The 26,619-nt window shown below is 48.2% G+C and carries 17 protein-coding genes and 1 pseudogene; 2 read left to right on the forward strand and 16 right to left on the reverse strand.

The genetic code is table 11. The features are described 5' to 3' along the window. Window positions 1-159 precede the first annotated feature (159 nt). From LACPH_RS09590 to LACPH_RS09610, 5 genes are all read right to left on the reverse strand, one after another. Complete coding sequence (locus LACPH_RS09590) at window positions 160-1,299, reverse strand: restriction endonuclease subunit S (protein ID WP_306386774.1); 1,140 nt, start codon at window positions 1,297-1,299, stop codon at window positions 160-162. Then, complete coding sequence (locus tag LACPH_RS09595) at window positions 1,292-2,890, reverse strand: type I restriction-modification system subunit M (protein WP_274784978.1); 1,599 nt, start codon at window positions 2,888-2,890, stop codon at window positions 1,292-1,294. The genes LACPH_RS09590 and LACPH_RS09595 overlap by 8 nt, the downstream gene beginning before the upstream one ends. Window positions 2,891-2,908: 18 nt before the next feature. After that, entirely contained in the window at window positions 2,909-5,962 is a 3,054-nt protein-coding gene (locus LACPH_RS09600; protein ID WP_306386775.1) for a type I restriction endonuclease subunit R, read from the reverse strand. A gap of 236 nt (window positions 5,963-6,198) precedes the next feature. Continuing rightward, the gene (locus LACPH_RS09605) at window positions 6,199-7,704 is read right to left on the reverse strand and encodes a hypothetical protein (RefSeq protein WP_274784980.1); all 1,506 of its coding nucleotides are present in this window, start codon (window positions 7,702-7,704) and stop codon (window positions 6,199-6,201) included. Window positions 7,705-7,795: 91 nt separating this feature from the next. After that, the gene (locus tag LACPH_RS09610; RefSeq protein ID WP_274784981.1) at window positions 7,796-8,602 is read right to left on the reverse strand and encodes a hypothetical protein; all 807 of its coding nucleotides are present in this window, start codon (window positions 8,600-8,602) and stop codon (window positions 7,796-7,798) included. Window positions 8,603-8,899: 297 nt separating this feature from the next. Between LACPH_RS09610 and LACPH_RS09615 the strand changes: the two genes are divergently transcribed. Further along, window positions 8,900-10,096, forward strand: a complete 1,197-nt coding sequence (locus tag LACPH_RS09615) for a DUF998 domain-containing protein (RefSeq protein ID WP_274784982.1) — start codon at window positions 8,900-8,902, stop codon at window positions 10,094-10,096. A 230-nt stretch (window positions 10,097-10,326) separates the two neighbouring features. On the opposite strand, the gene LACPH_RS09620 is transcribed toward LACPH_RS09615, so the two are convergent. Continuing rightward, window positions 10,327-13,059 (reverse strand): YhgE/Pip family protein, encoded by a 2,733-nt coding sequence (locus LACPH_RS09620; protein ID WP_306386776.1) that lies wholly within the window; start codon window positions 13,057-13,059, stop codon window positions 10,327-10,329. 415 nt (window positions 13,060-13,474) lie between these two features. Between LACPH_RS09620 and LACPH_RS09625 the strand changes: the two genes are divergently transcribed. Beyond that, entirely contained in the window at window positions 13,475-13,780 is a 306-nt protein-coding gene (locus LACPH_RS09625) for a hypothetical protein (RefSeq protein ID WP_274784984.1), read from the forward strand. 164 nt (window positions 13,781-13,944) lie between these two features. Here the strand turns inward: LACPH_RS09625 and LACPH_RS09630 are convergent, their stop codons facing one another. The 10 genes and pseudogenes from LACPH_RS09630 to accB form a co-directional block, all read right to left on the reverse strand. Beyond that, window positions 13,945-15,909: a PTS sucrose transporter subunit IIABC gene (locus LACPH_RS09630; RefSeq protein ID WP_274784985.1), complete on the reverse strand. Its 1,965-nt coding sequence runs from the start codon at window positions 15,907-15,909 to the stop codon at window positions 13,945-13,947. A 1-nt stretch (window position 15,910) separates the two neighbouring features. Beyond that, window positions 15,911-17,575, reverse strand: coding sequence for a glycoside hydrolase family 13 protein (locus LACPH_RS09635; RefSeq protein ID WP_306386777.1), 1,665 nt, complete (start codon window positions 17,573-17,575; stop codon window positions 15,911-15,913). Window positions 17,576-17,650: 75 nt separating this feature from the next. Beyond that, window positions 17,651-18,652: a LacI family DNA-binding transcriptional regulator gene (locus tag LACPH_RS09640; RefSeq protein WP_274784987.1), complete on the reverse strand. Its 1,002-nt coding sequence runs from the start codon at window positions 18,650-18,652 to the stop codon at window positions 17,651-17,653. Window positions 18,653-18,871: 219 nt separating this feature from the next. After that, on the reverse strand, window positions 18,872-20,350 hold the full coding sequence (locus LACPH_RS09645) for a sucrose-6-phosphate hydrolase (RefSeq protein ID WP_306386778.1): 1,479 nt from the start codon (window positions 20,348-20,350) through the stop codon (window positions 18,872-18,874). A 464-nt stretch (window positions 20,351-20,814) separates the two neighbouring features. After that, complete coding sequence (locus tag LACPH_RS09650) at window positions 20,815-21,996, reverse strand: SAM-dependent methyltransferase (RefSeq protein ID WP_274784989.1); 1,182 nt, start codon at window positions 21,994-21,996, stop codon at window positions 20,815-20,817. A 98-nt stretch (window positions 21,997-22,094) separates the two neighbouring features. After that, window positions 22,095-22,883, reverse strand: a pseudogene (accA, locus tag LACPH_RS09655) (carboxyltransferase subunit alpha); the annotation flags it as partial. Window positions 22,884-23,133: 250 nt separating this feature from the next. Continuing rightward, a complete protein-coding gene (gene accD, locus LACPH_RS09660) occupies window positions 23,134-23,949 on the reverse strand; it encodes an acetyl-CoA carboxylase, carboxyltransferase subunit beta (RefSeq protein ID WP_274784990.1) in 816 nt (271 codons plus the stop codon). After that, on the reverse strand, window positions 23,931-25,313 hold the full coding sequence (locus LACPH_RS09665; protein ID WP_274784991.1) for an acetyl-CoA carboxylase biotin carboxylase subunit: 1,383 nt from the start codon (window positions 25,311-25,313) through the stop codon (window positions 23,931-23,933). Before LACPH_RS09665 ends, accD begins: the two co-directional genes overlap by 19 nt. 38 nt (window positions 25,314-25,351) lie before the next feature. Continuing rightward, a complete protein-coding gene (fabZ, locus tag LACPH_RS09670) occupies window positions 25,352-25,792 on the reverse strand; it encodes a 3-hydroxyacyl-ACP dehydratase FabZ (RefSeq protein WP_010491726.1) in 441 nt (146 codons plus the stop codon). A 384-nt stretch (window positions 25,793-26,176) separates the two neighbouring features. Continuing rightward, window positions 26,177-26,614 (reverse strand): acetyl-CoA carboxylase biotin carboxyl carrier protein, encoded by a 438-nt coding sequence (gene accB / locus LACPH_RS09675; RefSeq protein WP_274784992.1) that lies wholly within the window; start codon window positions 26,612-26,614, stop codon window positions 26,177-26,179. Window positions 26,615-26,619 lie beyond the last annotated feature (5 nt).

Here is a 26,619-nt window from a genome sequence, read left to right on the forward strand (position 1 = left end):
GAACGAACCAAGGGAGAGGAATTAGTAAAATCGTGCGAATTTAAAAACATTCTAGTTAACCTGACAACTGCTGTATTTCAGCAAAGAAAGATCTTCAAAGCTTTGTAAGTGTCCAATGCTGTTGGCACCTTAATGGCAATTAAATGCACTGCATCTTCGTTACACAAAGAGATTTTGCAACAAGGATTTCTTTAGAATCTTAAAGGTTGAGAGCTGAGACTGAGTTGTCATAATAAGTTTGTCAAGACGCGAAAACACTAAAGATATGTTCATTTGTTCCTCTTTGTCTGGCAACGCAACGCTCAGATTTAACAAATCTCGTGGACTGACCGATTGTCGTTCGTAGACAGTTCCTTGCTGATATCTTAAAGCTCTACTCAAAAAACTGTTTTGGGTAACAAGCAACTCTACATATTTAGCTAATGCTAACTCTTGATTGACTTCAAAGGTTACATAAATAGGACTGAAGACAGCCTTGCCAAAACTGTTTCTAGCAATAGCACCAAATTTTAGATTTGCAGGATTATACACAATATCATCAAGTCGTGTCTCTTTATAACGTTTTGCCTGTTTGTCTCCTCGTACCAATTGTTCCCTTTCATATCTTTCGGTTTTTGGGGTAACACCGTTTTCAACAGTAAAGGATACCAAAGGATATTCTGAGCTTTGAGGATGTTGAACATTTCTCTCTTTTAATAAATCCCCCAATTTGCGCTTCTCCCAGGTTGCAGAAAACTCTCGGAAACGTATTGACTTGCCTAAAAGATGTTGTGACATTGACTTCTTGACCTGCCGTAGATTATCAAGTTTTTGCTGAGTTGCAGCGATAAGGTTGTCAACGAATAGAAAAAGGTTACCTAAGTTCTTCTGTTCTTCCTTTTTGGGAACGTGTACCATTACGGATTCTATAGTTTTCTTGGACAGACTTGGCACACCAGTTGATTCGTCAAGCTGCTTCCATCTGATTGTCTGGAGAAGCGGGAAAACAAACGAAATATCCATGTTGTCCTGTACTGTAAGGTAAAACAGCGTGTCAACCGTCCAGAATGGAGCTTTTAAGAGATAGGGTTTGTCAATTGTTCCCTTTCTGCCAATTCCAATAGCATCTTCATATGAAAGAGCCTCATTAACACTCAGCATGTAACCTCCTGTACCATAAACTGGAATCATTCCGGGAGAAAGATGCTTATAGTCTCTTCCTGAGTTTACATAGATAACGTCCTTCAAATATCGCTTTTCCCAAGCGTCAGAAAACCCCTTAAATCGCAGTGCAGGGACATTTTTAACATCCTTACTCATTTTTAAACAGCTCCTTTAAAGCAGCGAGTTGCTCAGCAGCTTCGTCGTTATTAGCCACTAAATCATCGAAATCCTTGGCTAATTCTGCAGATAATTTTGCGATCTGCTTATCGGTTTCTTTGATGTCTGCGACTACTTTGACAACATCAACTGGCTTCTCTGGCTCAGTTGTGTCAACGTATCGTGGAATGTTTAAGTTAAAATCGTTCTCCTTTATCTCGTCAAAGGATGCAAGGTGTGCATACTTATCCATGTCTTTGCGATTAATGTATGTTTCCAGAATCTTCTTAATGTTGTCATCTGTCAGATGATTCTGATTCTTGGCCTTTTCAAACTCCTTAGAGGCGTCGATAAAGAGAACATCCCGAGTGGTTCGCGACTTCTTCAAGACGGTAACCGTGGTTGGAATGCTTGTGTTAAAGAAGATATTTGCAGGTAGACCAATAACTGTGTCAATAGCACCGTTTTCAAGTAAGGCTTTACGTATGCGGCCTTCAGCTCCCCCACGAAAAAGAACACCGTGAGGCAAAACGATACACATCACACCTGTGTCTTTCAAATGGAAATACCCGTGTAGTAGAAAAGCAAAATCAGCCTTGGACTTCGGAGCTATTCCATAATTAACAAATCGTGGATCATTCTCGGTTCCCTTAGACGGCTTCCAGTGAGCAGAATACGGTGGGTTCATCACGACTGCATCAAAGTTTGTCGGCTCTTCAATCGGCCAGTCTTGGTCCAAAGTATCCGCATTGTGTAAGTGCTGGTTACTGATTGGCACGCCATGTAGGATCATGTTCATACGCGCGAGGTTATACGTTGATGTATTCAGCTCTTGTCCAAAATAGTTGATTGAAAGTCGCTCATGCGAATAACGGCGGGCATTCAGCAGTAACGATCCTGATCCCATCGTTGGATCATAAATCGTAAAACCACGAACATCCTCCTTGCCATGCATGGCGATTTGCGTGATAAGGCGTGATACGGACTGCGGCGTATAAAATTCGCCAGCGTTTTTACCCGAATCTGAAGCAAATTGACCAATCAGATATTCGTATGCGTCGCCCAGGATGTCATTCGTATTCTGTCCAACAAGATCCAGTGTTGAGATCTGCTTCATCACGTCTGAAATCACTTGGTTCTGCTTTTGCGGCGTTGCCCCCAGCTTTCGCGAATACAAATCAACATCTTCAAACAAACCAGAAAAGAACTCGCTGGACTGTTCAATATCACGAAAGCTTTGACTTAAGTCTTCGAGCTGAAAAGTGCCATGATCAATTTTGTCGACCAACGCCGTATAGGTCAGATCAGGTTGAATGTGGTAACCAAACTCATCGGTGACGTTGCTGACGAGATCATCATGTATATCCTTATCTTCATACGCATCTGCATAGATCTGTTGAGCTTTATGCAGATCTGTGGTCTTTTCTTCTAATTGATCTGAAGCGTAAACTATCATGCGATCAGAAAGGTACTTATAAAAAATCAAACCCAACAGGTAGTTCTTATATTCGCTGGCATCCATTTTTGACCGTAAAATGTCCGCGGAATTCCATAATGCTTGGTACAGGGTTTTAGATGTCATTTGAGCCATTACTATAGTTCCTCCAAATTAGTCCTGATTAAGTGGCAAGATTTCCTCTTGAATTAGGTTTGAATAAGCATTTTTGAATTCTCGCCAGTAAGAAATCTTCTTTACAGGATTAGCGTTGTGTGTCTTGTATGAATCGTAGTCCATATGGCGTTTCAAGCTTTCTTCACCTGGATTGGATTCTTTTTTCGGGTCAAAGTTTTCAGCATAGAAGAGTGCTTCTTCAGGATCCGCGCCCCATTCTTCTGCCACCTGGCCGACCAAATGCTGGATGGTCTCACGTTTCATGTTCCGCAGCAGCGTCTGCACGTTCTGTTGTTGGTATTTAGTCGGATTAGCTTGGATCTTTTGCCAGAGCTCTTCCATTAAAGAGCCAAGCTTTTCGTTATTTTTCTTTAGACGATCAACGTAATTTGAGATTTCCTCAATCCGTTTTTTGTTAACGACGGGTTTCTCATCACGAGAATCACTGACGTATGCTTGAATTAAATTAACGATGTAATCGTAATTTATAGTGTCCTGTCGTACAGTTTCTAATTCATACTCGATATCCAGATCGTCTTCTTCAGGGCCGTCATCAGTTTGTTTACGACGTTTCAGCTCATCAATGACGTTATTATAGACACTGGTATAGGCTTCAATATCGTTTTCATCAATGGCTATCTCTTCTTGAATTGTGTCTGGATCATATTCTGTATAGACCTGTGCAGCTGCCAACCCCTTATCGAATCCCTGGAACGCTTTGGCAAACTGCTTCAGTTTTGCATCAGACAGTTCGCTAAGCGGAGGACCAGAAGCGACGAGCTGGAACTTTTTAAGACTAGAAGCTGCCTTTTTTAGTCGCGTATGCGCCACTTTCCATTCGGGAGCAAGTACTTCATTCTCACCGCCATTAGAATAAAGGACCAGCGCTTCTTCAATCTTTTTTTCGAAAGTATGTGGCTGTTGATAGATAACAATTTGTCCGAATTGCTTTGCCTTATCAAAGATTCGATTGGTTCGCGAAAAGGCTTGAATGATGTTTTGAGGCTGCATAGGTTGACGATCAATAAACAGAGTTGACAAGCACGGGGCATCAAATCCCGTCAACAACCTGTCAACAACAATAACCAAATCAATTTGCTCTTCGCGCGAAAGATAGCGTGCTTGTTTACGTGCTAAACGGTCATTGATATTGGCATTATATAAATTGATGTTCTCCAAACTGTAACTCGTGCCAAACATGTCATTATAGTCCCGGATCGACTGGCGCATTTCATCTTGGTTTAGAGTCGAATCAATGTCGTTCTCAGTCACCGAATAAGTGATAGCCACTTTAGGAAAATCAGGAAGTTGTTCTTTGGTTTTCTTGCTTATCGAAAAAGGAGCATCTCCAGCTCGCAACTTTTGAAATAAGCGGTAATATCTTTGCGCTTGAGCGATTGAGCTTGTGGTCAATAACGCCGTGTATGAATTACCGCGACCTTTAAATAATCCAAGCTTATTTTGCGAATGGTTCACGATTCCTTCGATAACCTTCCACATGTGTCCTTCCTTAAGATAATCAGAAGGCAGAAGGCTCTTTTCGCGTTCTACCGGATCCATTATTGCAACTTCATCGATTGATCGTCCAGTTCGACTTGCTACCAACTCAAAAAATTGATCGTCGGGAATTGTGCTTACAGATTGGACTTGGAATCCTAGAACTGCACCATCATGCATGGCCTCTTTAACCGTATATTCATGCAAACGATCACCGTACTGTTGGGCAGTTGTTCGTGGCAAATTTCCTTCTTCTGGACGAGCATTCTGCTCAAAGATAGGCGTGCCCGTAAAACCATACCAAAGTGCATGATGAAAGAACCCGTTTATTTCCCACTGCTTTCGAGGCGAAACGGATCGATGGCATTCATCAACAACAAATGCAATTTTTAATTTTGTCAATCGGTCATAGTCTCGAGTACCTTGCTTGTCAGCGTAACGACGCATGACATAATTAAGTTTCTGAATCGTTGTGACAATAACCGTTCGATCTGTGCTCTTTAGCTTCTTAATTAGATCGCGAACATGTTCTGTTTCGTCAATATCAATCGTGTCATTTTCAGCGTAAGCCATGAAAGAACTCGTGGTCTGTTGATCAAGATCAATTCGGTCAACTATAAATATGGTCTTATCAATGCTAGCAATTTGTAAAAGATTGCGCGCAACCTTGTACGCGGTCAGGGTCTTGCCCGAACCTGTGGTATGCCATACATAGCCTGATACCTGACGCTTGGTTGCCTCACGAACTCGTTCAATAGCGTGGATCTGATAAGGTCGCAATAAAATCAAAGCTTTACGAAGCGAATCAATCACCGTGTACTGCGTGACCATCTTATGAGCTTGAGGAATCGATAGTACCTGGTCCGTAAAGTCAATCAATGACTCTACAGGTTGGTTCTGTTCATCCACCCAGTTTGTTAAGAAACGCTCATTCATTTTTGTGCCAGACGCAGGGGCAATGTACCGCGTGTGATAAGGATCACTGACAACAAACATCTGAACCACTGAATAGATGCCACTGAACATGCCATCGTTAAGATACTTTTTGATCTGACGAAATGCGTCCATGTATGAATGATCGGCATTCTTTAATTCGATGTGGATTAAAGGTAATCCGTTAATCAGCAGAGAAACATCAAACCGTCTATTCTGATAATCAGAGTAAACTTTTGGCACTTCGATCTGATTCACGACTTCATAGGAAGAAGTACCACCGGCAACATCTTCGCGACGAACAACTTCCAAGCGAATTGTCCCAAGCGTGGCATCTTCTCGTTGCACTTGAACTTTAGCCACACCATTTTCGCCAGCCAGCCACTTCGCAGCTTCATAAAATGTCCCAAATTGAAGCTGGTTCTGAACTTGACGGAATTCTTGTTCAGTTAATGGGTGTCCATCCAAAACCGCAACATTGTTCTGTTCAAGCTTTTGCCGGAAATTACGCCATAAATCTTCTTCTGTCTTTAATTCTGGACGATACGTCCACTGTGAGATTCCCCTTGTTAACTGCTCTATTAAGCGTTTTTCTAATGTAGACTCCAACGTCGTACCCATATTGACTCCTCCTGTTGTCATTGCAAAGATCGTGAGAGTGAAGGTGTTCCTCCACCTTTTTAATTTGCAAATCAACTGACGAAACCGATTGTGTTAATGGCTCCGTATCTTCAAAATTCATAGTTCGATTGAAACTTATCTACCCAAGACATTATCGTTGCGTTCCAGCGTAAATATAACTTTCTCTATTATGGGGCATACAGAACAGCTCGTCTAGAGGTGGTTATGTCAGCCTATTATTCTTCAGCAAAATCTTCTTCATCCAAACGTTCTTTGACTTCTGTAATAAGATTCTTTAACGCTTTAACCTTGCTCTGACTAATACTTGAACTGTCGCTTTTAACTAACTTCAAAAAGGAAGTGGAATTTAAAGTTCCTAAAATTTTTTCACAATATTTGTTTGCCAATACAGGGTCCGAAAACAGGGGCGATGATTTCATTACAATTTCAATGCTTTCTCGCTCCTGCTCCCGTAACTGCTCAACAAAAAAAGTGTTAGCAGCCTTCTCATCTTCTTTGCTGTCCTCTTTTTGAACAGACCAAACCGCTGTTCCTCTTGGTATATAACCAAATAAAGGATGTCCATCAAACATATCGAATACTGACTTGCTCCAATCACTTTCAAAAGATGGAATAGGACGAATTTGAAAAATTTCGTATAACTGACCTAATACCAGTGGATCTGCTTCGGAAAAGATGGTCCTAACCAAAGAGTCTAATCTCATCCCAGTTTTAAATGAATTGTTTTCTAATGCTGCTTTTGTTTTGACCTGATCCACTTTCTGCCAAAAAGCATTCAAAAGAGCCGTTTGAGCTGCTCCAGGGGGATTATCTAATGAAATATTATTACTTGAGATGCGCCACACAGAATTGGCTAGCAGGTCGTCATCCTGGAATTTTTGATTTTGTTCCCATATCACATCACAAATTAGTTGTGCCAATGTTCTATAAAACGAGCTATTTTCTTTTGTGGCCTGTTTCGGCGTTAATTCTTGAACAGCCTCTAAAAAGATATGAGTTCTTAGATCATTGTGTACAACTAGATGGCATTCTTCCTGAATTAGACTTTTCCAAGCAAACATAACTTCCGGATGATCTTTAAGTTTTGACAATTCGCTTAAACCCAACTTCAAGAATTTTCCTTCATAACTCCTAGGAAACGAAAAAATCGAGTCTAAATGATTACTTATTGAGGTCAATAGTACAAATTTGTCAATCTTGGAATCTTCATAATATGACTTAAAGAAATCTAAAAATTGTTCCCCGGTCACAAGATTTGTTGAAAGTCCCATATGATCCTTATTTTGTTTTTTGAAAGAATCCAAATAAACTTCCCAAAGTTTCAACCGTTTGTCTTCATCAATCTTTTTATCAGACAAAATCTGACGACGCCATTTATACCTAACGCCATCTGGAGAACTTTCGCTCCAATCCGAAATCCACGAAACCGCTCTCAATAAAACCATTATTAAAATTGCTAAACCAACAAGATATAAAACGAAGAAAACTGGACGAATTAACTTAATTTTCCAAGACAGAAAACATAGCGCAATTAAACCAAGACCAAAAAGAACCTTTTTTAGATTAACAACATCTTTCAAAATAACAGCGCGATCGATCACATTATCTGTAACTGTTTCTAGCAAAAGAATGGCTACAGGCAGAAGGACTCCTATAAACAAGCTGACAATTGCTCCAAGATTAGTTACAGATACGTATTGGGATATGAACTCGGTTATCATTAAGCAATCTCCATTTAAATATTTTAGTTAAAAAGTAAGCAACATTCGCGCTTTGCAACGGCAAATTTCAAAGTTCATTTTATACCACCCTTCACCCCACAACCTGCCTAACCGCCACCCAAATCAACCCAGCAGCCATCAGTCCCATCGAAACATTCACCACCCGCGACGCAATCCGCCGCTCGCGCTCATTCATGTCTTCTAACATGCCAAGGGTATAGTCATTATACGGCCCGGCGTCCCAATAACCGACATAGTAGCTAAGAATGCCTTTTTCGCGGAAAGTTAACGGCTCGCTTCCCTCGTGCAGGAGCAACTTGTCATCGAACAACGCGTATAGATCATCGCTGAACATGGCTGCGCGGCGATTGTGTTCAGCCTCTGCTTTGACGCGTTCCAGGAGTTCGTGGAATCTGTCCCATTCGCGTTGGTCGGCGTCGTCTTGCGGGGTCCATTCGTCTAGCTTTTTCTGGAAGATGCGGAGGACGTCGTCGAAGTGGCGGCGTTGGTAGTGGTTGGCGAAGGTTAGGTAGCGGTTGTCTTCGTTGAGGTGTTTGGTTTGCCAGGTTTGGAATAAGAAGAGGCCTAGCAGTCCGAGGGTGGTGATGGCGTTTAGGAGGTTGCTGAAATTCCATTGTGCCATGAGGTGTTGGAGGCTGCTGATGACCCAGAAGGTGGCGATGAGCAGCGTGACAGCGATGGAGAGTAACTGCTTTTGGCGGATTTGCGGATTTTTTTGCATTTCTTCGTAGATGGTTTGCCGGTATTTTAAGTACATGATGATGTAGTCCAGTAGGTTCAGAGAGCGGACTTGCCGGTATGTCTTGACGATAGCAAATAACAAAACGACCAGGCTGACGAGGTTGATGACCTGGTTGATCGCATCAATTTGCGCCATAGCATAACTCCTTTGCAAAAGTATCGGGCACACATTTTCCAGTCAGAACCGTCGCCCATTGTGGTCTGCTTACTGCCTATTTTGCCCCTGTGTGCCGGCATAGTTTGATTTTAAACGGAATCCAACTAAATTGCGAGGTTAACGAAATGATCTTAGCCAACTTGTGTTAACGAAAAAGTTCTGAACAAAACTTACCGATGACGACGGGTAAGTTGCCTTTTCCCCTTCGCGCTGGATGTGCTACAGTTAGGTTCTGTATAGACGTATCATTAAGAATCTTTAGGGAGCAGAAAAAAATTGACCAAACAAACACATCACGTCGTCATTCCAGACGCTATCATGGATGATTTGGATATTAAAGATGGCGAACAAGTCGAGGTGACGTTAAAAGATAAGGAAGCAGTGATTCGGCCGAAGCGGGCGGATACGGGGACACAGACGATTTCGCTGCGGTTCTTTCTGATTCCTACTGTTCTGGCAGGAATCGTTTTTCTAGCGTATTTCTTCTACTTTAACATCTTGCAGGTACCGATGACGGGCAAGAATTCGATTGCGCAGATGGTGATCGTCCTTGGCGAATTAAGTGGCATGGGGACGTTTGCGGTGACATATATTCGCAATCACCGGCAGATTCATGGGCGTGATCATCGACGGCGCTATTGGCGGATTTTCCCGACGTTGCTGCTGTCGTTTGCGATTATTCTTGCATTCGTGGCGTCGGTGTTTTTCTGGGCGATTGGCTATATGTTTGAAGGCGTCAGTTTTGATATTTACACGGCGACTGGGCTGTTCCTTATTTTTATCAGTATTGTGAACTACCTGATGATTTATTCGGCGTTGTCGATTTCGACGTCGTTTATCACCACGCTGTTTCTATCAACGTTTGTCGGCGGCGTGGTGGGCGCGATTGTGACCAACAGTTCGCGCCAGTGGTGGCAACACAATGTCAGTTTTTTAGGGACCAGCAAAGCGCTGAACGCGTGGCAGTTCAATCTGACCATCGCGGTGTCGGCCTTGCTGTGGATCGCCTTGGTGGACTACCTATTCGTGCCATTGATGGCGCATCGCAAAAACGACTGGCGGCTGATCACGCTCCGCATCTTACTGACCGTCGCAGCCATCGCCTTGCTGGGGGTCGGCCTGTTCCCGAATAATCGCGGCATCCTGCATGTCCTGCACACCCAAAGCGCGTGGTTCCTAAACTACTTCCTGATCGGCATGATTATCGCCGTGCGCTGGCTGCTGCCGGGCGTATCACGCGAATTTCTCAGCACCAGCTACACCATCGGCGGCATCATCGTCCTCGCCGCCATCCTTTTCCAATTCGTGCACTACCTGTCGCTGACCGCGTTCGAGATGATCGCCTTCGCGCTGGCCATGTCATGGATCATGCTGCTACTGCAAAACATCCACCGGCTTTATCAAAAAGACGAATCCACCTTCGTCGTGACGGTGACGAGTGGAAAAGAGAAGTCATCTGAAAAATCGGCATAGAAATGACATCAAATGGTGAACCTCAGCACATAAACTGAAGTTCGCCATTTTATTTTGCTTCAATCGCCGACACCTTGAACTGCTGTACCCATCGTTGGCGCACCCAAAATATACTGTGACTGGCCTCTATGTAAAAAACAACCTCACCAGCAAATCGCCAGTCAGGTTGCCTTTTGTCGGTCACCCATTAACTCGGTTGTTATGAAGCAGTTATACCCAGTTCCAAAAAATCATTCAATAATCTTCGACCGCCGCGTAATAGTGTGCATTTTCTCAATCCACGGGTGAATCGGCTCCTTCAAGAAGAGGCCCAACAGGAAGAAGCTAACGCCGAATGCGGCCAGAACGGCGAGGTCAAGCCAGAGATTAGGCCAGTAGATGCCGCCGACCGTTTCCCGTAAGAGGTTGACGGCGTAGGTGAATGGCAGCCACGGATTGATCATCTGGAAGAACTTGCCAGAAAGTACGACCGGGAAGTTCCCGCCGGCTCCGGAAATGGATAAGACCAAAATGATGATGCCGATGCCCTTTCCGATGTTGCCGAATAGCGAGATCAACATGTAGAGAATCGAAACGAAGACCACGCTTAGCATCATGGAAAATAGCAAGTAAAGCGGCTTGTCGACGACGTAAGTGCCAATCAGGAAAAGATTGCCCAGTGCCGCGATGAGGCCTTGCAGCATCCCCAGCCCGACGAACGTCAGCCAGCGAGCAACGTACATTTGTTTGACCGTGGCATCGCTGAGTGTTGCCGGCAACTGATATTCGGTGATCAAAATCGCCCCGAGTAACAATGCTCCAACCCAGATACACAAGGCTAGATAGAACGGCGCGCTTTGCGATCCGTACGTCGGAATCGCGTAGAAACTTTGTTGCTTAAGTTCGACCGGCTTAGCCAAGAACCCGGCCTCTTTCGTCGCATCCCGGCGCAAAAGCTTGATCAGTTGCGATAAGTCAACCGACTTTTCACCTTTTTTGATGGCGGCAGCGCCTTTTTGAATGGCATCTTTTAGTGTCGGCCAGTCGTTTTTGATGAACGTATGCGCCTCATCAAGCCCACTCTGCAGCTGCGGCATTTTTTCGTTTGCCAGCGCCAAGGTGTTGGCCAGATCCTTTTCAATGCCCGGCAGATCCTGGTTAATAAAGTCGGTTGCCTTGGTCAATTTGGCTTTAAGGCTAGGAAAATCATTTTGGTACAAATCGGCAACGGTCGTCACGCCACTCGTGATCAGATTCATGTGCCCATTCAGTAAGGTGTTGGCATCGGTTAGTTCCTGCTTCAGCGCTGGCAATTGTTGCTGAGCCTTGACCAAAAAGCTATGCGCCTGCGTGAGCAAATCTTTGGTGCCGCTGAGGAGCGATGGTAGTTCTGGCAGAATCTGATTGTTGATGGTGGCAAGCGTGGTGCTGGCGTCCTCAAGTGCGGCTTTAAAGTCGTTTAACACTTGCTTGACACTGGTGCCGATATCAAGTGCTTTGAGCGCATTGGCGGCGGCGGCAAACTGGTCAGCCGTTTTGGCTAGCGCTCCCAAGCGTGTTTGGATCTCACTGGTACTCAAATTAGGCGCGTCCTTGGCCAGCGCTTCGGCACCATCTTTCACCGCAGTTGCCGTTGCCGCGACTTCTTTCAGCTGGGCAATGGCGCCGGCCAAGACCTGGTCGTCCTTACCGGTAAGCTTGTTAAGGCTGGCCTGCACCCGTTCGAGCATTTCGGCCAAACTAGTCGCGTTGTCCGCCACCTTGCCCTGCCGTTTTGCCAAGGCCGTCAGCCGCTCGACCATGGCCTGCTTGACGGCGGCCGTATCCTGACTATTGTCAAGTTGCTGAAGCTGATTCTGTAAGGTCGTTAAATCCGCACTTAGGCTGGTGTTGGCCGCCGCAATCAGCGTCAATCCGGCATCGGTGGCATTTTGCACGACATCCAGAGCGGTACTGATTTTCGGCAGTACCTCATCCTTCGTGGTTCCCACCGCCGCCTGCGCTTTTCGGCCAAAATCCGTCAGCGCTGGTAACGTGCCATCAACCTGATTAATCACCGTGATCCCTTGATCGGTTACCTTCACCGCTTGACTGACGCCGCTTTCCAATTGGTCAAAATTGGTGACCACCGTGTTCAGCTGCGCGCCGGCTTGCTGAACTTCCGGCAACTTTCCTTTTACCGCAGTTGCCAGTTCGCCAGCATCTTGAACCATGGGCAAATAACCATTCACGGCGGTTAGCTTCTGCGCCATTTGATTGACTTCTGGGAGATACCCGGCGATTTCATTTGCCGTCTGTAACTTCGCCCGAATTGCCGGCATTTTTCCTTGCAAGTCACCCACTTCGGTTAAGTACTTTTCAATGGTCGGCAACTGATCATTGGTATTCGTGACCAGACTGGCGAAACGCCGAATCATCGGCAGGTTTTGATCCAGCTTGATGCCGGCTTTATTAAACGTTTTAACCAGCGTTTTGGCGACGGTTGCGACGAATTCATCCGAGATGGTGTTTTGCAGCGTGCTGGCGCCGGTGCTGGTGATTTTCGGGGCAATCGCATTGATTTTCTCATTTACATAATAATCCAGCTTAGGCTTATGGATCTTCCCGTCAACAAAGCTCAGCAAATCAGTGGAAAAATGCTTCGGCACCACGACACCGGCGTAATACTTGCCGCTTTTGACGCCTTCTTGGACAGCCTTCTTAGAATCCACAAACCGCCAGCCAAGCTGTTTGTTGTGCTTCAGCTGATCCATCAACTCATCGCCGACCGCAATTTTCTGATCGCGAAAAGTCGCCGGCTGATCGGCCGAGTACACCGCGACCGTCAGATCCTGAGTATTGCTGTAGGGATCCCACAGCGCCCACACGTTAAACCAGCAATAAAGGCTGGGAATGATGACCAGTGCTGCGATCAGTAGAAAAGCGAACGGACTTTTCACAATCCGTTTCCAGTCCAAAGCAACTAGTTTACCAATGTTACGCATAACTTCCTCCGAATATCAGATTGAAATATTGGTCGATTATATCACACGCGTTTGCTTACGCCATTGGACAAAATACGGGATGTGTTGGGTTTCGAAGCGCTCCAAATAAAATTGCTGCAAAGATTTGTTAGTCCGCAGGTTGGCGAATGTAAAGCCGCGACCACGCTATACTGAAGACTAGCTGATGAGCATCATCTATTTTTTAAACATAAGCCGACTTTTAAAACAACTTATCCGATGTTTCTATGGACTTGAAAATCATTTTTACATTCGCACTATTTATTGTTTTTGATAAAAGAAAAAATAAAGCAGTTAGGTCTTGTTATAAGTCATGACACAATGATATGATTTTCTCATCTTCAATGGTATCCCTTACAATTCGAGAAAATTAATCGGAAGCAGATGGTAATCGCTAATGGCGAGACACAAAGCAACGAAAGCTAAAAAGGGGCCCGTCTTTGTCTCCTTATTGCTAACAAATATCGTTGCGTTAATTCTCATCGGCCTAGAATTTGGCTACTATGACTTTGGCCCTTACTTTATTGGTGCTGTTTCTTTCGAGCACGCTTTAAAAGGCTTTCTACGAACCGAAATCGTTCTCGGCGGCGGCTTTCTCATCTTGTTTAACGGCTATGTTATCATCTGGAATCTTTTTTTGAAAAAGAAAGAGAGATCATCTGAGAATAAACGGTCCACAAAACACACTAACCGCAAAAAGTGACCTGTGACAGCAATTATATGTTGACCTAAACAGTCCGTTTACGCGGGCTGTTTTTGATTTTTTCTGAAACCAGCATTCAAACAACATAAAAAAGCCTTAACCCTACCTTATCAGGCAACCAAACACCCAGGGTAGCATTAAGGCTTATTTCAATGCAATTTTTCTTACAACGACGCCGGCGAAACCGATTCAACCTTCACATCTTCCCGCTGTACCGCGAGAAGATCCGCGCCGGCTTGAACCGCTGTATCGGCAACCTGCTCGATACGGGCGTAGGATTTACTGTTCGTGATCAGCACGATGGTCGTCGGATCAAGTCCAGCCTTCTTAATCGCCGCCTGGTCAAAGGTTCCGAGTAAGTCGCCTTTGTTGACATGCTGGCCGGCTTTGACCGCCACCGTGAAAGGCGCGCCTTTCAAGTTAACGGTGTCGATACCTAGATGGACCAGAATTTCCATGCCATCGTCGGTTGTCATGCCATACGCGTGGCCGGTATCGGCAACCACCGATAACGTACCGGTTTGCGGGGCATAGACGTTGTTGACGCCTTTTTCTGACGGTTGGATCGCCAGTCCGTCGCCCATCATGCCGGAAGCGAAAACCGGATCGCTGACCTTGGCCAAGGCCACCGTTTCCCCGCTGACTGGTGCATAGACTTTGTCGTCGCTGACGGTGGAAGAAATCACGGCATTGGCCGTCTCGACGTTTTCGTCAGGCTTCAGAACTTCTTTAGGAATTGCGAAGGCGTTCGTGGCGACGAAGGCAACCACCACTGTCCCCAGCGACACCACCGTGTACCATAACAATGCATGGCCGTTATAGATGTACATCAGGTAAGACGGCACCACTGCGAGTCCGTATGAGTTAGCCGCGACGTTGAGCATGCTGAGAATCGCTGCCCCAAGCCCGGACGTCAGAACCGTGACAATCAGTGGCCTGAAGTTGTAACGAATCAGAACCCCGAACAACGTCGGTTCCGAAACGCCGAATAGCTGCGAAGTGAACGCGCCCATTGACGTGGCTTTTGCCTTATTGGAATGGGCCCGCAGGAAAATAGCGAGCGCCACGCCTAAGTTCGCGAATCCATACATAGCTTCCAACGTGATCAACGGGTTCAACCCGGTTGACGCCAGCAAAGATGTTTCGATGGCAATCATGGTCTGGTGGATCCCGATCAGCACCATCAGCGGATACGCCGCCCCGATCAGGAAGCCGCCAATCCCAAATGGCAAGTGGATAACCGCTTCAACGCCGACCAACATCCCACTTTCAATCGCATGGACAATGGGACCGACACCCAGGATCATAATAGCAAACGTGACCAGCATGGTGAGAAACGGCGTCAGGATCTGCTCCAACACATTGGGCATGTGCCGCCGGAAAAAGAGTTCCAATTTTGCCCCGATAAAGCCAGCCACTAGTGCGGTTAACACCGATCCCTGACTACCTTCAACCGGCAACCAGCCAAACAGCATAATCGCCTTGGCACTGCCATCTGCGACTGAATACGCATTCGGCAAAATCGGCGACACCAGCATCAAGCCGATAACGATCCCGATAATCGGCGTCCCTTTAAAATACCGGAACGTTGACCAGACGATCAGCGCAGGTAGGAACGCGAAAACCGTGTCGGTCAAAACGGAAATCACCGAGGTTAGGCTCGCGGGAATATCGCTGGGGACTGCGCCGAAAAGTTTCAAGACCTGAGCGTTCGTGGCGGCACTTTTCAACCCTAAAAACAGACCCGTTGCAGCAATGACCGGAATAATCGGAATGAAAATGCCAGATAGCATCGCCATCAAGCGTTGCACGAGCGTTTTGTGCTCACCTGTTGCCGCCGCAGTCGTATCGGCGTCGTCCTTGCCATAAATGGCATTCACCGTGCCCAGCTTGGCGATGGCTGCATACACATCGTTGACAACGCCAGTGCCGATAATGACTTGATACTGGCCGGAGCCGTAAAACACCCCTTTGACTTCCGGCAATTTTTCCAGTGCCTTGTCGTCAATTGCCTTGCGATCCTTGACCACAAAGCGCAGCCGGGTTTGGCAGTGAGTCACGGAATCAATGTTGTTCTCGCCAACCAGCTTCAGAATTGCTTTTGCTTCTTGTTCATAATTTCTTGCCATCTTAATTCACCTCAATGAGAATCGCTTGGTAAGGTTGCAACGTTGGTGCGGCATCCGGGTAATTATTAAGCCAGATCCGCCCGGTCGGTAATGCGACCTTGGCTGTTTGCGCGCTTAAGTTTACAAAAATCTGCACATGCCGACCGCGGGCATAGGCGATAACATGATCGTCTGCGACCTTGATCGGAGCAAAGTCGCCTTCGATCAGATCCGTCCGCAATGGCGAATCGCTGCGCAACTGGCAAAGATTTTGGTAAAAGTGCCAGACCGAGTTCGGATCCGCATGCTCGTCCTGCCAGTTGACACCAGGTGCCTGCTGGGCGATCGGCAACCACGGCTGATGGGTGCTGAAGCCGCCATTAGCCTGATTGTTCCAAGGATACGGCGTGCGCGCATTATCGCGCGACCGCCGATTAACACACGCCAGCGCCTCCGCTTGGGAATAGCCTTCTGCAAGCGCCCGCTGATAGTTATCATGCGTTGGCAGATCGTCAAACTGATCGATACTGGTTCGCGTCGCATTGACCATCCCTAATTCCTGCCCTTGATAAATGAACGGACATCCCCGCAAGCAAAAGTACAACAACGCCAACGCTTTCGCCCCGATGGCATTGCGATAAGCCGGATCCTTAATATACTTGCTCAAGCTCCGCGGCTGGTCGTGATTTTCCAAAAAGTTCGCGCCCCAGCCAACCTTCTGAATCGCCATCTGACTTTTGGTAATGGCATCACCCAGCATTTTTGGCGTCCAGTCCGTTTGCTTGAACCACTCGGAACCGGAAGCCACATCGATATCGGCATAATGAAAATCAAAAATCATGGAAAAGTAGCCGTTGGGACCGATGAAATCAGCCAGCTGATCGTAAGCCACTCCGGAAGCCTCGCCGATGGTAACAGCATTGGCCGGGCCAAAAGTCGCGGCGTTTAATTCTTTGAGGAATCGACCCAGACCCGGGCGATTTTCTGCCTTACGCTTGACCTTGCCAAGACCGTCGCTGCCATCAGGGGCCAATGCCGCGAAGTCCTGATCTTTTTTGATAAACGTGATGGCATCGATGCGGAAACCGGCCAACCCTTTTGCCAGCCACCAATTGATCATCTGGTAAATGGCTTGCCGCAACTTAGGATTCTCCCAGTTGAGATCCGGTTGTTGCGGGGAAAAGACGTGCAGGTAGTGTGTGTTCGGCTCACCCGGCACCGCGGTCCAAGCAGAGCCGGCGCCGAAGTTCGAGCGCCAGTTGTTCGGCGGCTGACCATCGTGGCCTTGGCGAAAAATATAAAACTGCCGATACGGCGAGTTTGGATCTTTCAACGCCGCCTGGAACCATGGGTGCTGATCCGATGTGTGATTCACCACTAGATCCATCACGACTTTAATGCCGAGCGCCTTGGCCGTTGCCATGAGCCGGTCAAAATCGGCCATGGTGCCAAACTGCGGATTGATGGCTTGATAATCCGAGATATCATAGCCGTTGTCCACCATCGGACTTTTATAAATCGGCGACACCCAAATCGCCGTCACGCCTAATTCCTTGAGCTTCGGCAATTCTTCAATGATGCCAGGCAAGTCGCCAATGCCATCGCCGTTACTGTCTTTGAATGACGCCGGATAAATTTGATAAAAGATCTCCTGTTGCCACCAGGTGCGGTTGCTTGGATTCGTCACGACTGTTCCCTCCTGCTGATTGATACGTCAATGTTCAAAATGTGGTATCGATTCCATATTGTTTAAAAATAAAACTCAGGCGCTTTGCCTGATTTTTAATGATAACGCTAATGTTGCCGGTTCCTTTTTGTGGTCGCCGCGGCCAAGTCCGTGCAACAACATATCGGTGGCAACCTGCGCCATCTCGGTCACCGGTTGATGGACGGTGGTCAGCGGCACGCGGGCAAATGGCGCAAACGGCTGGTCATCATAGCCCATCACCGCGATGTCATCCGGCACCTTCAGATCCGCCGCCAGCAAACTGTCCAGCACGCCAACTGCCACTTCATCCGAGTTGGTAAAAATGGCGTCGGGTCGCTTGGCAGGGGCTAATGCGGCTAGTTGTTTGCCAATCTCTTGACCCTCTGCGGCGGTATGCACATGATCGAAAAGTAACGTTGGCTCGACCACAAGCTTATGTACCGCCATAAAGTCAAAGAACGCCTGCGTTCGCGTCTGGCCGTGCCGCGCGCTTTGAATGGCACCACCTGTCACATAGGCAAATCGGCGATGCCCCTTTTCATACAAGTAGTCGAGTGCATCCCGCGTTGCCTGATAATGCGGCAGCACCAAGGAAGTCGCATGTGGAATCTGCACATCGGCATTCACCACTACGACGCGGCCGGGAAAAGCTTTGGCAACGGCTGCAACCCGCTCCGGTGCTTCAACTGAGGCCAAAATAATGCCATCCAGTTTCCGACTTTTCAATTGATCCAAAAACCGCTCCTCGGCATCCGGATCATCATATGTCTGCGAAATCATCACTTGATAGCCTTGCTCATGCAGCGTCCGCTCAATCGCATCAAACAGCCCAGCGAAAAACGGATTCGTCACCCGCGAGACCAAAACGCCGATATTGCCAGTGGCTTGGGCCCGTAAAGAGGTGGCCGCCGCACTCGGCGTATAGCCAAGCGTCTGAATCGCAGCTTCGATCCGCGCCTTCTTGTCCGCGGAAATATACGGATGATGATTTAAGTACCGCGACACGGTTGTCACGCCGACCCCCGCTGCTGTTGCAATTTCCCGAATCGTCGCCATGGACTTGCTCTCCTTTTTATGGAATCGATTTCATAAAACGAGTATACAGCGCTTTCAGAGAATGTCAAGTTGTTATCCGGAAATTTTCCGCGCACTTTGCGCAGGACTGTCCTCACTAAACACCACGCCGAGGCAAACAAAAACTCCAGCCACATGACCAATTAAGGCCACATAACTGGAGAAAGGACATGACTTCTTTTAATCAAGCATTCACCGGCCTCACAACCCGCCGTTATCCTTACGCAAATTCCACGCCTGCACCGCGCTGACCGCAGCTGCCGGGGTGACGCGCACGGCACTGGGACAGGTGTCGCCAAAGAACCGACCGGAGACCACGCGATAGCCATCGTCAATGAAAAGCTCGAAAACGGAAACATCAATGAACAACCGAATCGTCACGGTCTTACCTGCTGGAAAGCCAAATTGCCGCAGACTACCGCCATTGTTGCGATTCTCCCGCTGCACCATGCCTTGCCCGCTATCGGAATCAAGGTTAATCAGCAACTGATCATGATCGCCGTCAGGAATATGCAGCGTCGTCTTCTGCCCGGCCGCCAGCGTCAGCGTGAGTTCGAAGGCACCCGTTAAGTCTGCCACTGACCAGTTGTCGGTCGTCTGTGTGACAGTTGGCAAGCTATCATCCGTAGTCTCACGCAACGTCTCAACGTTTGGATGCGGCACCAGGCAAACATGCCCATCGCGGAGATCCAGCTTCCGCACGTAACTCAAAACACCTTCCCAGCCATCGTCATCAGTTGGATAACTCGTGTCCGGCAAGCCTAACCACGAAATCGCAAGCGTGCCATCCTTTTCGGTATTGGCCAGCCGAGTCGCGTAAAAGTCAAAGCCTTTATCAATGTTCTGCAAGTGCTGATGCGTCAAGGCACCGGTTTCAGGATCAAAACTATCGGCCACAAGCGCAATGTTAGGGAAAACATTTTCATATTCGAAAAAGTCCTGATCCAACCCTTGCGGACAATAAACCAACACAACCTTACCGTTAATGAAGGCGATGTTAGGGCACTCAACCATGTAACCGCAAAACTCGTCCGGGATCCCGAGCGGCGCCACGAAACGCCAAGTCTTGTCCGGTTGTTTTTCATATAACAAAATGGCGCCGGTGTGGTCAGCACGCTGGCCGCCCACTAGGACATAGGTTTTGTCTTGATATTTGAAAAGAAACGGATCGCGAAACTCTTGGGTATACCCAGCTGGTGGCGCGGCAATCAACGGCTTAGGATCTTTAAACAGCCGACTATCCGCACCCAACACCGCACCCAGTTGAGTCGCATGCCGATGCCATTGTTCGTCACGCACATTCCCAGTGTACATGATCCGTAGCGTGCCATGCGTCACCAGCGCAGAGCCAGTATAAGCCCCTTGCGCATCATGCTCGTCCTCCGGCAAAAGATCCCCCGGCACCCGTCGCCAGTTAAATAAATCTTTTGAGACGACATGCGCCCACGACTTCAGGCCATGCACCGGCCCAAATGGAAACTGCTGGTAGTAAAGATGCCACTTACCATTGAAAAAGTTCAGACTACACGGATCGTTGATTAAGCCGGTGTCTGGCTGAATATGGGTTTTGGTCCGCCACTTACTTGCGGCGACTTGAGCTTTCAAGCTAGCCACGTATTCCGGTGTCCAAGCTGAATACGGCTGATAACGCTTTGCCATATGCTCAATTGAATCGGTCATGTACTTACCACCTTGTGTTTGAAATAATACCCTTATCTTATCTGAGTTAATGGCAATGTCAATGAAAGCGTGAACAAAACAACTTTAGTTTTTCCACTGTGCTTGATGTGCTGGGATTTAGCGGTAAAAATGTGACGGCTTGGAACATCATGCCTAACCCTTTAAGAGTTCATTCGTAATATAACTCAATAATTCGCGCTCACCAAACAAAAACCCCGCAGCTGCTTGCTACGGGATTCGGGCTTGGCCGATCGGATGGAGTCCGATCGGCGACTTCACTTTGGAGGAGTAGAAATGAAAAAGTTGGTTGGGGTTTAGGAATGAGTGGGTGGCTCACTTCTATGCTGTTAATACTACCGACCATGTTTGAACATTTTGTGACGCTAAGTTGTTCTTTGTGTTAAGCATCATTCCAGCTTTCAGATCGCCCATGTCCGGCCAAAAAAGTCGCTACAACCGACTCATTAATCGTACATATAGTCACGGGTCGCCGGCAGGTCCTTGCCTGAAGGGCCTTTACTGATCAAATACTGCATGACGTCGATATTGCCGGCCTCAAAACTGGCAGCTGCGGCCTGCAGGTAGACATCCCACATCCGGGTGAACTCGTAACCGAACTTTTGCTGAATCGGATTCCGGTGATTGTTGAAATTCGTGTCCCAGATTTCGAGCGTACGCTGATAATGACGTCGTAACGGTTCCAGATCATCCAGCTGCATCCCTGCATCGATAATATGACCCAGATTTTCCGTCATGCCTGGAATATAGCCATCCGGGAAGATGTACTTATCAATCCAGGCATTTGATGCGCCGCCTTGTTGCCGCGTGATGCCGTGGATCAAGGCAACACCATCATTTTTAAGTAGTTTAGCAACATCTTTGAAGTAGCCTTCCAGATTTTCCTTGCCGACGTGTTCAAACATGCCGACAGACGTAATGTAATCAAACGGCTCGCGATCGAGTTCGCGATAATCCATATACAGCACTTCAGCTACATCCGTCAGATGCTCGGCTTCAATGCGATCGGAAACCAGCTTGAATTGTTCCTTGCTCAGGGTAATGCCGACAACATGCAGATGGTAAATCTTAGCTGCCCGCAACATCAACGTTCCCCAGCCACAGCCGATATCCAGCAAGGTACGCCCGGGCTGCGGATTCAGTTTACGCAGAATATGGTCAATTTTATTCAGCTGAGCGGTTTCCAGATCGTCATCCCAGTTTTCAAAATAAGCGCAGGAATACGTCAGTGTCGGATCCAGCCATAATTTATAAAAGTCATTGCCGAGATCGTAATGCGAATGAATGTCTTCCTTCGACTTACGTTCGGTGTGGCTTTGTTTAGGCAAAAAGTGTCTGAGTTTGCTGCTGCGCATAAAACTGCCGGCATTGACATAAGCCGACGCAATCAAGCGCTGCAACGGTCGGTTACTACCCAGCACCTCAATGTCACCACGCATATAGCCTTCACCCAAAGCCAGCGAAGCATTCTTGATCAGCTGACGGACGGGAATGGCTTTTTTCATTTTAATCGTAATCGTTGGCTCGCCGGTGCCAAAGGTCTCTTCGGTATGGTCCCAATATTCAACCCGGACCGGAATATTAAAAGATTGACTGAACATGGTATGGTAGAACTTTTTTTCGAGCATGATGGCCTCCGTTTCGAAAAGTTACAAAAGTAATTATAAAACTTTTTAACCAAAGAAAAAACACCGCCGTAAAAATGGACGGTGTGGTGCCGTTTTCATTAGAATTGTCGGAACCGCGCCTGGCGTTTGGCAACCAGACTTTGCGGATCCATGGCCGTCAGCTCCGCCAGTTTGGGCTTCACTGCGGCTTTGAGCGCTGCCGGAAAATCCGCACCGGTATCGGGAACGATCCGGTCACAGACCCCTTTTGCCAACAGATCCTGCGGTGTCAGCTGCATCACTTCTGCTGCTTCTTTCGCGCGACTGGCATCTTTCCACAAAATCGCGGCAAAGCCTTCCGGTGACAAAATGCTATACATACTCTTATCGGTCATCCAGACTTCATCCCCAAACGCCAAGGCAAGTGCGCCACCTGAACCACCTTCGCCGACTAAAATAGCCAGAATCGGCGTCGACAAATCCGCACAGGCCACAAGCAAGTCAGCAATCGCTGCTCCTTGCCCGTTCGCTTCGGCTTCTTTGCCTGGGTAAGCACCCGGCGTATTGATCAAGGTGATGATAGGCCGATGAAACTTGGCAGCCTGTTTCATGAGGCGCAACGCTTTCCGGTATCCCCATGGTTCAGGACTACCAAAATGGGTCTGCAACCGCTCCGTCAGGTCATTGCCCTTGTCGGTCGCAATGACAGTCACGGCCTGCTGATCCAGCCAGCCGATGCCGCCGATCACTGCCGGGTCATCATGGCTCTGCCGATCACCGTGGAATTCATGAAAATTGGTGACCAAACCATTGATGAGCTCACGAGTTTGATACGGCCGCGGCGCCCGGGCCGCTTGAACGGTTGCGTAGGCTGAAGTTTCTTTTTTTGGCATGCGAAAAGGGCCTCCTTGATTCGATTGGTGCTTGGGTGGAAATGGGTGGGACGGAACATTCTATGATGCAAAACGCGTTCGCAGTCGCAGAAATCTACGTGTAAGGACCTCAGGCCTAAATGGCCAAAGCCCAGCCTGTGGCTTTCTTGCGCACAAACGCGTTCACTGGCGCAGGAGCCTGCGTGTAAGGACCTTGGTCGCAATGGCCTAAACCCGGGCCATCACGCCCAAGGCCACTTACACTCCGGCTCCTAACCGCGCCAGCTCACGCTCTATGCATTTTTAACAAATCCCCCACATAAGCTTCCTGCTCACTCCGCGGCACGATGGCGTCAATGAAGCCACTTTGCAGCAAAGTTTCGGCGCGTTGGAAGTTTTGCGGAAGTTTTTGGTTGATGGTCTGTTCGATGACACGACGGCCAGCGAAACCGATTAAGCTGTGGGGTTCGGCCAAGGTGATGTCGCCTTGCATGGCAAAGCTGGCGGTCACGCCGCCCATGGTTGGATCAGTGAGAACACTGATGTATAGCAGACCAGCATTGTTATGGTTTTTGACCGCCGCACTGACCTTGGCCATCTGCATCAGTGAATGAATCCCTTCCTGCATCCGGGCACCACCGCTTGCGCAATACAAGACAACCGGCAAGCTGGCTTCTGTGGCTTTTTCAAATAAACGAGTTAAGCGTTCGCCGGTGACGGTTCCCAGTGAACCCATCATAAACTTAGGATCCATAATACCCAGACCACAGACCTGACCGCCAATATTAGCCTGACCGGTCCAGACGCTATCTTTTAAGCCGGTCGCCTGCCGTCCCGCTGCGAGCTTTTCGTCGTAGCCAGGAAAATCAAGCGGATCGGTTGTGACCAGATCGGCGTCCCATTCAGTTGTCTCGGTTGCCACCAGCGCTAACCGCTTCTTGGCCGTGATGCGAAAGCCGTAGTGGCAATGCGGACAAACTTGCGCATCGCCTAAACTTTCCCGATAGCTGCCTTGCTTACAATATGGACATTGAATCCACAGGTTTTCGGGCAAGGCCGCTTCACGAGCAAGCGCTTCTTGGGTTAGTTGTGGTTGGAACATGCAGCATCCTTCCTTTCATCCTGCCATTGCGGCAAAAAGTCGCGGTTAAGATAAGCGGTATCGGCTTTACCGGCCAATACAACGGGTGTCCGGAAAAGTGCCAGCGCAAAGTCGCGGTTGGTTTTAACCCCTTGAACATCCAGTTCGGTCAAGGCGCGGTGCATTTTTGCCAATGCTTCTTGGCGGGTTTGCCCATGGACGATGATCTTAGCAATCATCGCGTCGTAGTATGGGCTGATTTTATCGCCAGGCGCTACGCCGGTGTCAACCCGCAAACCTAAGCCACCGGTCGGGAACCGCAACTGATTCAGCGTGCCAACATCGGGCATGAATTGATGGTCGGGATCTTCGGCGTTAAGGCGGCATTCAATCGCAACACCAGATGGCTCCGGTGTCGTCAACTCAACGTCTTCACCAGCAGCAATCTGCAACTGCGCGCGAACCAAATCGACACCGGTTACCATTTCGGTAATCGGATGTTCAACTTGAATCCGCGTGTTCATTTCCATGAAATAAAAATGATGTTGCTTGTCCATCAAGAATTCAATGGTACCGGCATTGAGATAATCAACGCCATTGGCAATGGTTTCTGCCAACTGCAACAGCTTGGCTCGCTCAGCGGATGTTAACACTGGGCACGGACTTTCTTCGATCATTTTTTGACTGTGCCGTTGTAAGCTGCAATCACGTTCCGGGAACACGCTTACATGGCCTTGCTGATCGCGCAGCACCTGCACTTCGACGTGTTTCGCCGGCACGATCACCTTTTCCAGATACATCGTTGGATCGCCGAACGCAGCCTGAGCTTCTGCCTGGGCACCGGCAAATTCGGCGGTCAGCGCATCGGCGTCGGTCAGTTTACGGATCCCTTTACCGCCGCCGCCAGCACTGGCTTTAAGCATCAGCGGATAACCGATTGCCTGAGCCGCTGCCAACGCCGTATCGACATCCTGTAGCGGACGGCTCCCCGGAATAACTGGCACGCCAAGATCAATCATGGTCTGGCGGGCAACCGCTTTATCACCCATTTGCTCAATCGCGGTTGGCTTAGGGCCGATAAAAGCCAGGCCGGCATCGGTCACCAACTTGGCAAACTCGGCATTTTCGGATAAGAAACCGAAACCCGGATGCACAGCTTCAGCCCCGCTTAAAATGGCGGCGCTGACGACATTGCGCATATTCAGATAAGAGTCGGTTGCCCGCGGACCGCCGATGCAAATCGCTTCATCTGCCAGCGAGACATGTAGGCTGTGGCGATCGGCATTCGAAAATACCGCCACCGAGGTGATGCCCATTTCCCGCAAGGTTTGGATGATGCGGACCGCAATCTCGCCACGGTTGGCAACGAGTACTTTTTTGAACACAGTTCCACTTCCTTACACGAGTCTGAATCCGGCGAATTTTAGCCAATGGCAAAAACGAGTTCGGCACTGCAGGCCATATCTTCGCCGACGTATACCTTGCCTTTACCTAAGCCAGCGTGGTCAATCAGTTTTTCCAAGGTGACTTCGATCCGCAAAACGTCGCCTGGGCGAACCATGTGGCGGAACTTGGCTTTTTTAATGCCGCCAAGATATGCGGTTTTGCCTTTGAAGTCTGGCATTGACAACAGGGCAATTGCCCCGGCCTGCGCCATGGCTTCAATTTGTAAGACGCCCGGGAAAATCGGGTTGCCCGGAAAATGGCCTTGGAAAATCTGTTCGTTGATGGAGACATTTTTTTGGGCCACAACTGATTCGCCGGGTTTAAGATCCAGTACCCGGTCGATCATGAGCATCGGATAGCGATGCGGTAGAATTTGCTGAATTTCTTGTGCTTCAAGTGTTTTCTTGGTTTCGAGCATGGAATAAAATTCCTCCTTAAAACGCGTTTGTTAGGTTAGCAGCAGCGCTCAACGTTTTCCTAAGCGCAATAATCAAGGGCGGGGAATAGTTCTGCTTATACAGAGAATCTTAGGCAATTTGTTCCATGCCGTGCCAAGCTCCGCAATCTCCGGCCAGCTGAGGGCTGGCGACCGCGAAGCTAGAGTGGTGGGCGCGACTTTGAGCCTCTGCAAAACCGGCAGAGTCTCAAAGCTCGGCCTTGTTGTAGGCGGGGCAAAAAGCGCCCCACCAACAACAATTTCACCACTGAGCCCCATCTGGCCTACGATTGCTCCGTCTTGGCGCTAGGATTATTAGATCCCTTACAATTTTTCTGTAATGAACTACGCCCTTGCCTATACCGATTATTCTTCGACCGTAAACAACGGCTGATCGTATTCAACCAAGCTCTCGTTATCGACTTCGACAGCCTTGAGCGTGCCGCTCACGGTGCTTTTGATTTCGTTCATCATTTTCATCGATTCGATGATGCAGACAACTTCGCCTTTTTTGACGTGATCGCCGACTTTGACATACGGATCAGCGCCTGGTTTAGGGGCTAGATAAACGATACCGACCAACGGTGCCTTGATGGCGGTGCCAGCGGGTTCTTCAGGCTGGGTAGCCGGGGCCGGGTTGACCGGTGTGGCTGGCACGGTATTGGGAGCCGGAGCAGCTGGTGCCGGTGTGACAGGACCTGCTTTGACGAGGTGCAGGGAATCCTCGCCGAGCGTCAGTTCTAGCTCGTTCAAAGAACTTTGCTCCAACTGCTTAATCAAGGATTCGATCATTTTGGTGTCCATGACAC

The sequence above is a fragment of the Lacticaseibacillus parahuelsenbergensis genome, assembly GCF_030770265.1.
Lineage (GTDB): Bacteria > Bacillota > Bacilli > Lactobacillales > Lactobacillaceae > Lacticaseibacillus > Lacticaseibacillus casei.

What these genes read in the sequence shown, in the direction of transcription:
- LACPH_RS09590 (WP_306386774.1), bottom strand. Translation starts at nt 1,299, where the DNA reads ATGAGTAAGGATGTTAAAAATGTCCCTGCACTGCGATTTAAGGGGTTT.
- LACPH_RS09595 (WP_274784978.1), bottom strand. Translation starts at nt 2,890, where the DNA reads ATGGCTCAAATGACATCTAAAACCCTGTACCAAGCATTATGGAATTCC.
- LACPH_RS09600 (WP_306386775.1), bottom strand. Translation starts at nt 5,962, where the DNA reads ATGGGTACGACGTTGGAGTCTACATTAGAAAAACGCTTAATAGAGCAG.
- LACPH_RS09605 (WP_274784980.1), bottom strand. Translation starts at nt 7,704, where the DNA reads ATGATAACCGAGTTCATATCCCAATACGTATCTGTAACTAATCTTGGA.
- LACPH_RS09610 (WP_274784981.1), bottom strand. Translation starts at nt 8,602, where the DNA reads ATGGCGCAAATTGATGCGATCAACCAGGTCATCAACCTCGTCAGCCTG.
- LACPH_RS09620 (WP_306386776.1), bottom strand. Translation starts at nt 13,059, where the DNA reads ATGCGTAACATTGGTAAACTAGTTGCTTTGGACTGGAAACGGATTGTG.
- LACPH_RS09625 (WP_274784984.1), top strand. Translation starts at nt 13,475, where the DNA reads ATGGCGAGACACAAAGCAACGAAAGCTAAAAAGGGGCCCGTCTTTGTC.
- LACPH_RS09630 (WP_274784985.1), bottom strand. Translation starts at nt 15,909, where the DNA reads ATGGCAAGAAATTATGAACAAGAAGCAAAAGCAATTCTGAAGCTGGTT.
- LACPH_RS09640 (WP_274784987.1), bottom strand. Translation starts at nt 18,652, where the DNA reads ATGGCGACGATTCGGGAAATTGCAACAGCAGCGGGGGTCGGCGTGACA.
- LACPH_RS09645 (WP_306386778.1), bottom strand. Translation starts at nt 20,350, where the DNA reads ATGACCGATTCAATTGAGCATATGGCAAAGCGTTATCAGCCGTATTCA.
- LACPH_RS09650 (WP_274784989.1), bottom strand. Translation starts at nt 21,996, where the DNA reads ATGCTCGAAAAAAAGTTCTACCATACCATGTTCAGTCAATCTTTTAAT.
- accD (WP_274784990.1), bottom strand. Translation starts at nt 23,949, where the DNA reads ATGTTCCAACCACAACTAACCCAAGAAGCGCTTGCTCGTGAAGCGGCC.
- fabZ (WP_010491726.1), bottom strand. Translation starts at nt 25,792, where the DNA reads ATGCTCGAAACCAAGAAAACACTTGAAGCACAAGAAATTCAGCAAATT.
- accB (WP_274784992.1), bottom strand. Translation starts at nt 26,614, where the DNA reads ATGGACACCAAAATGATCGAATCCTTGATTAAGCAGTTGGAGCAAAGT.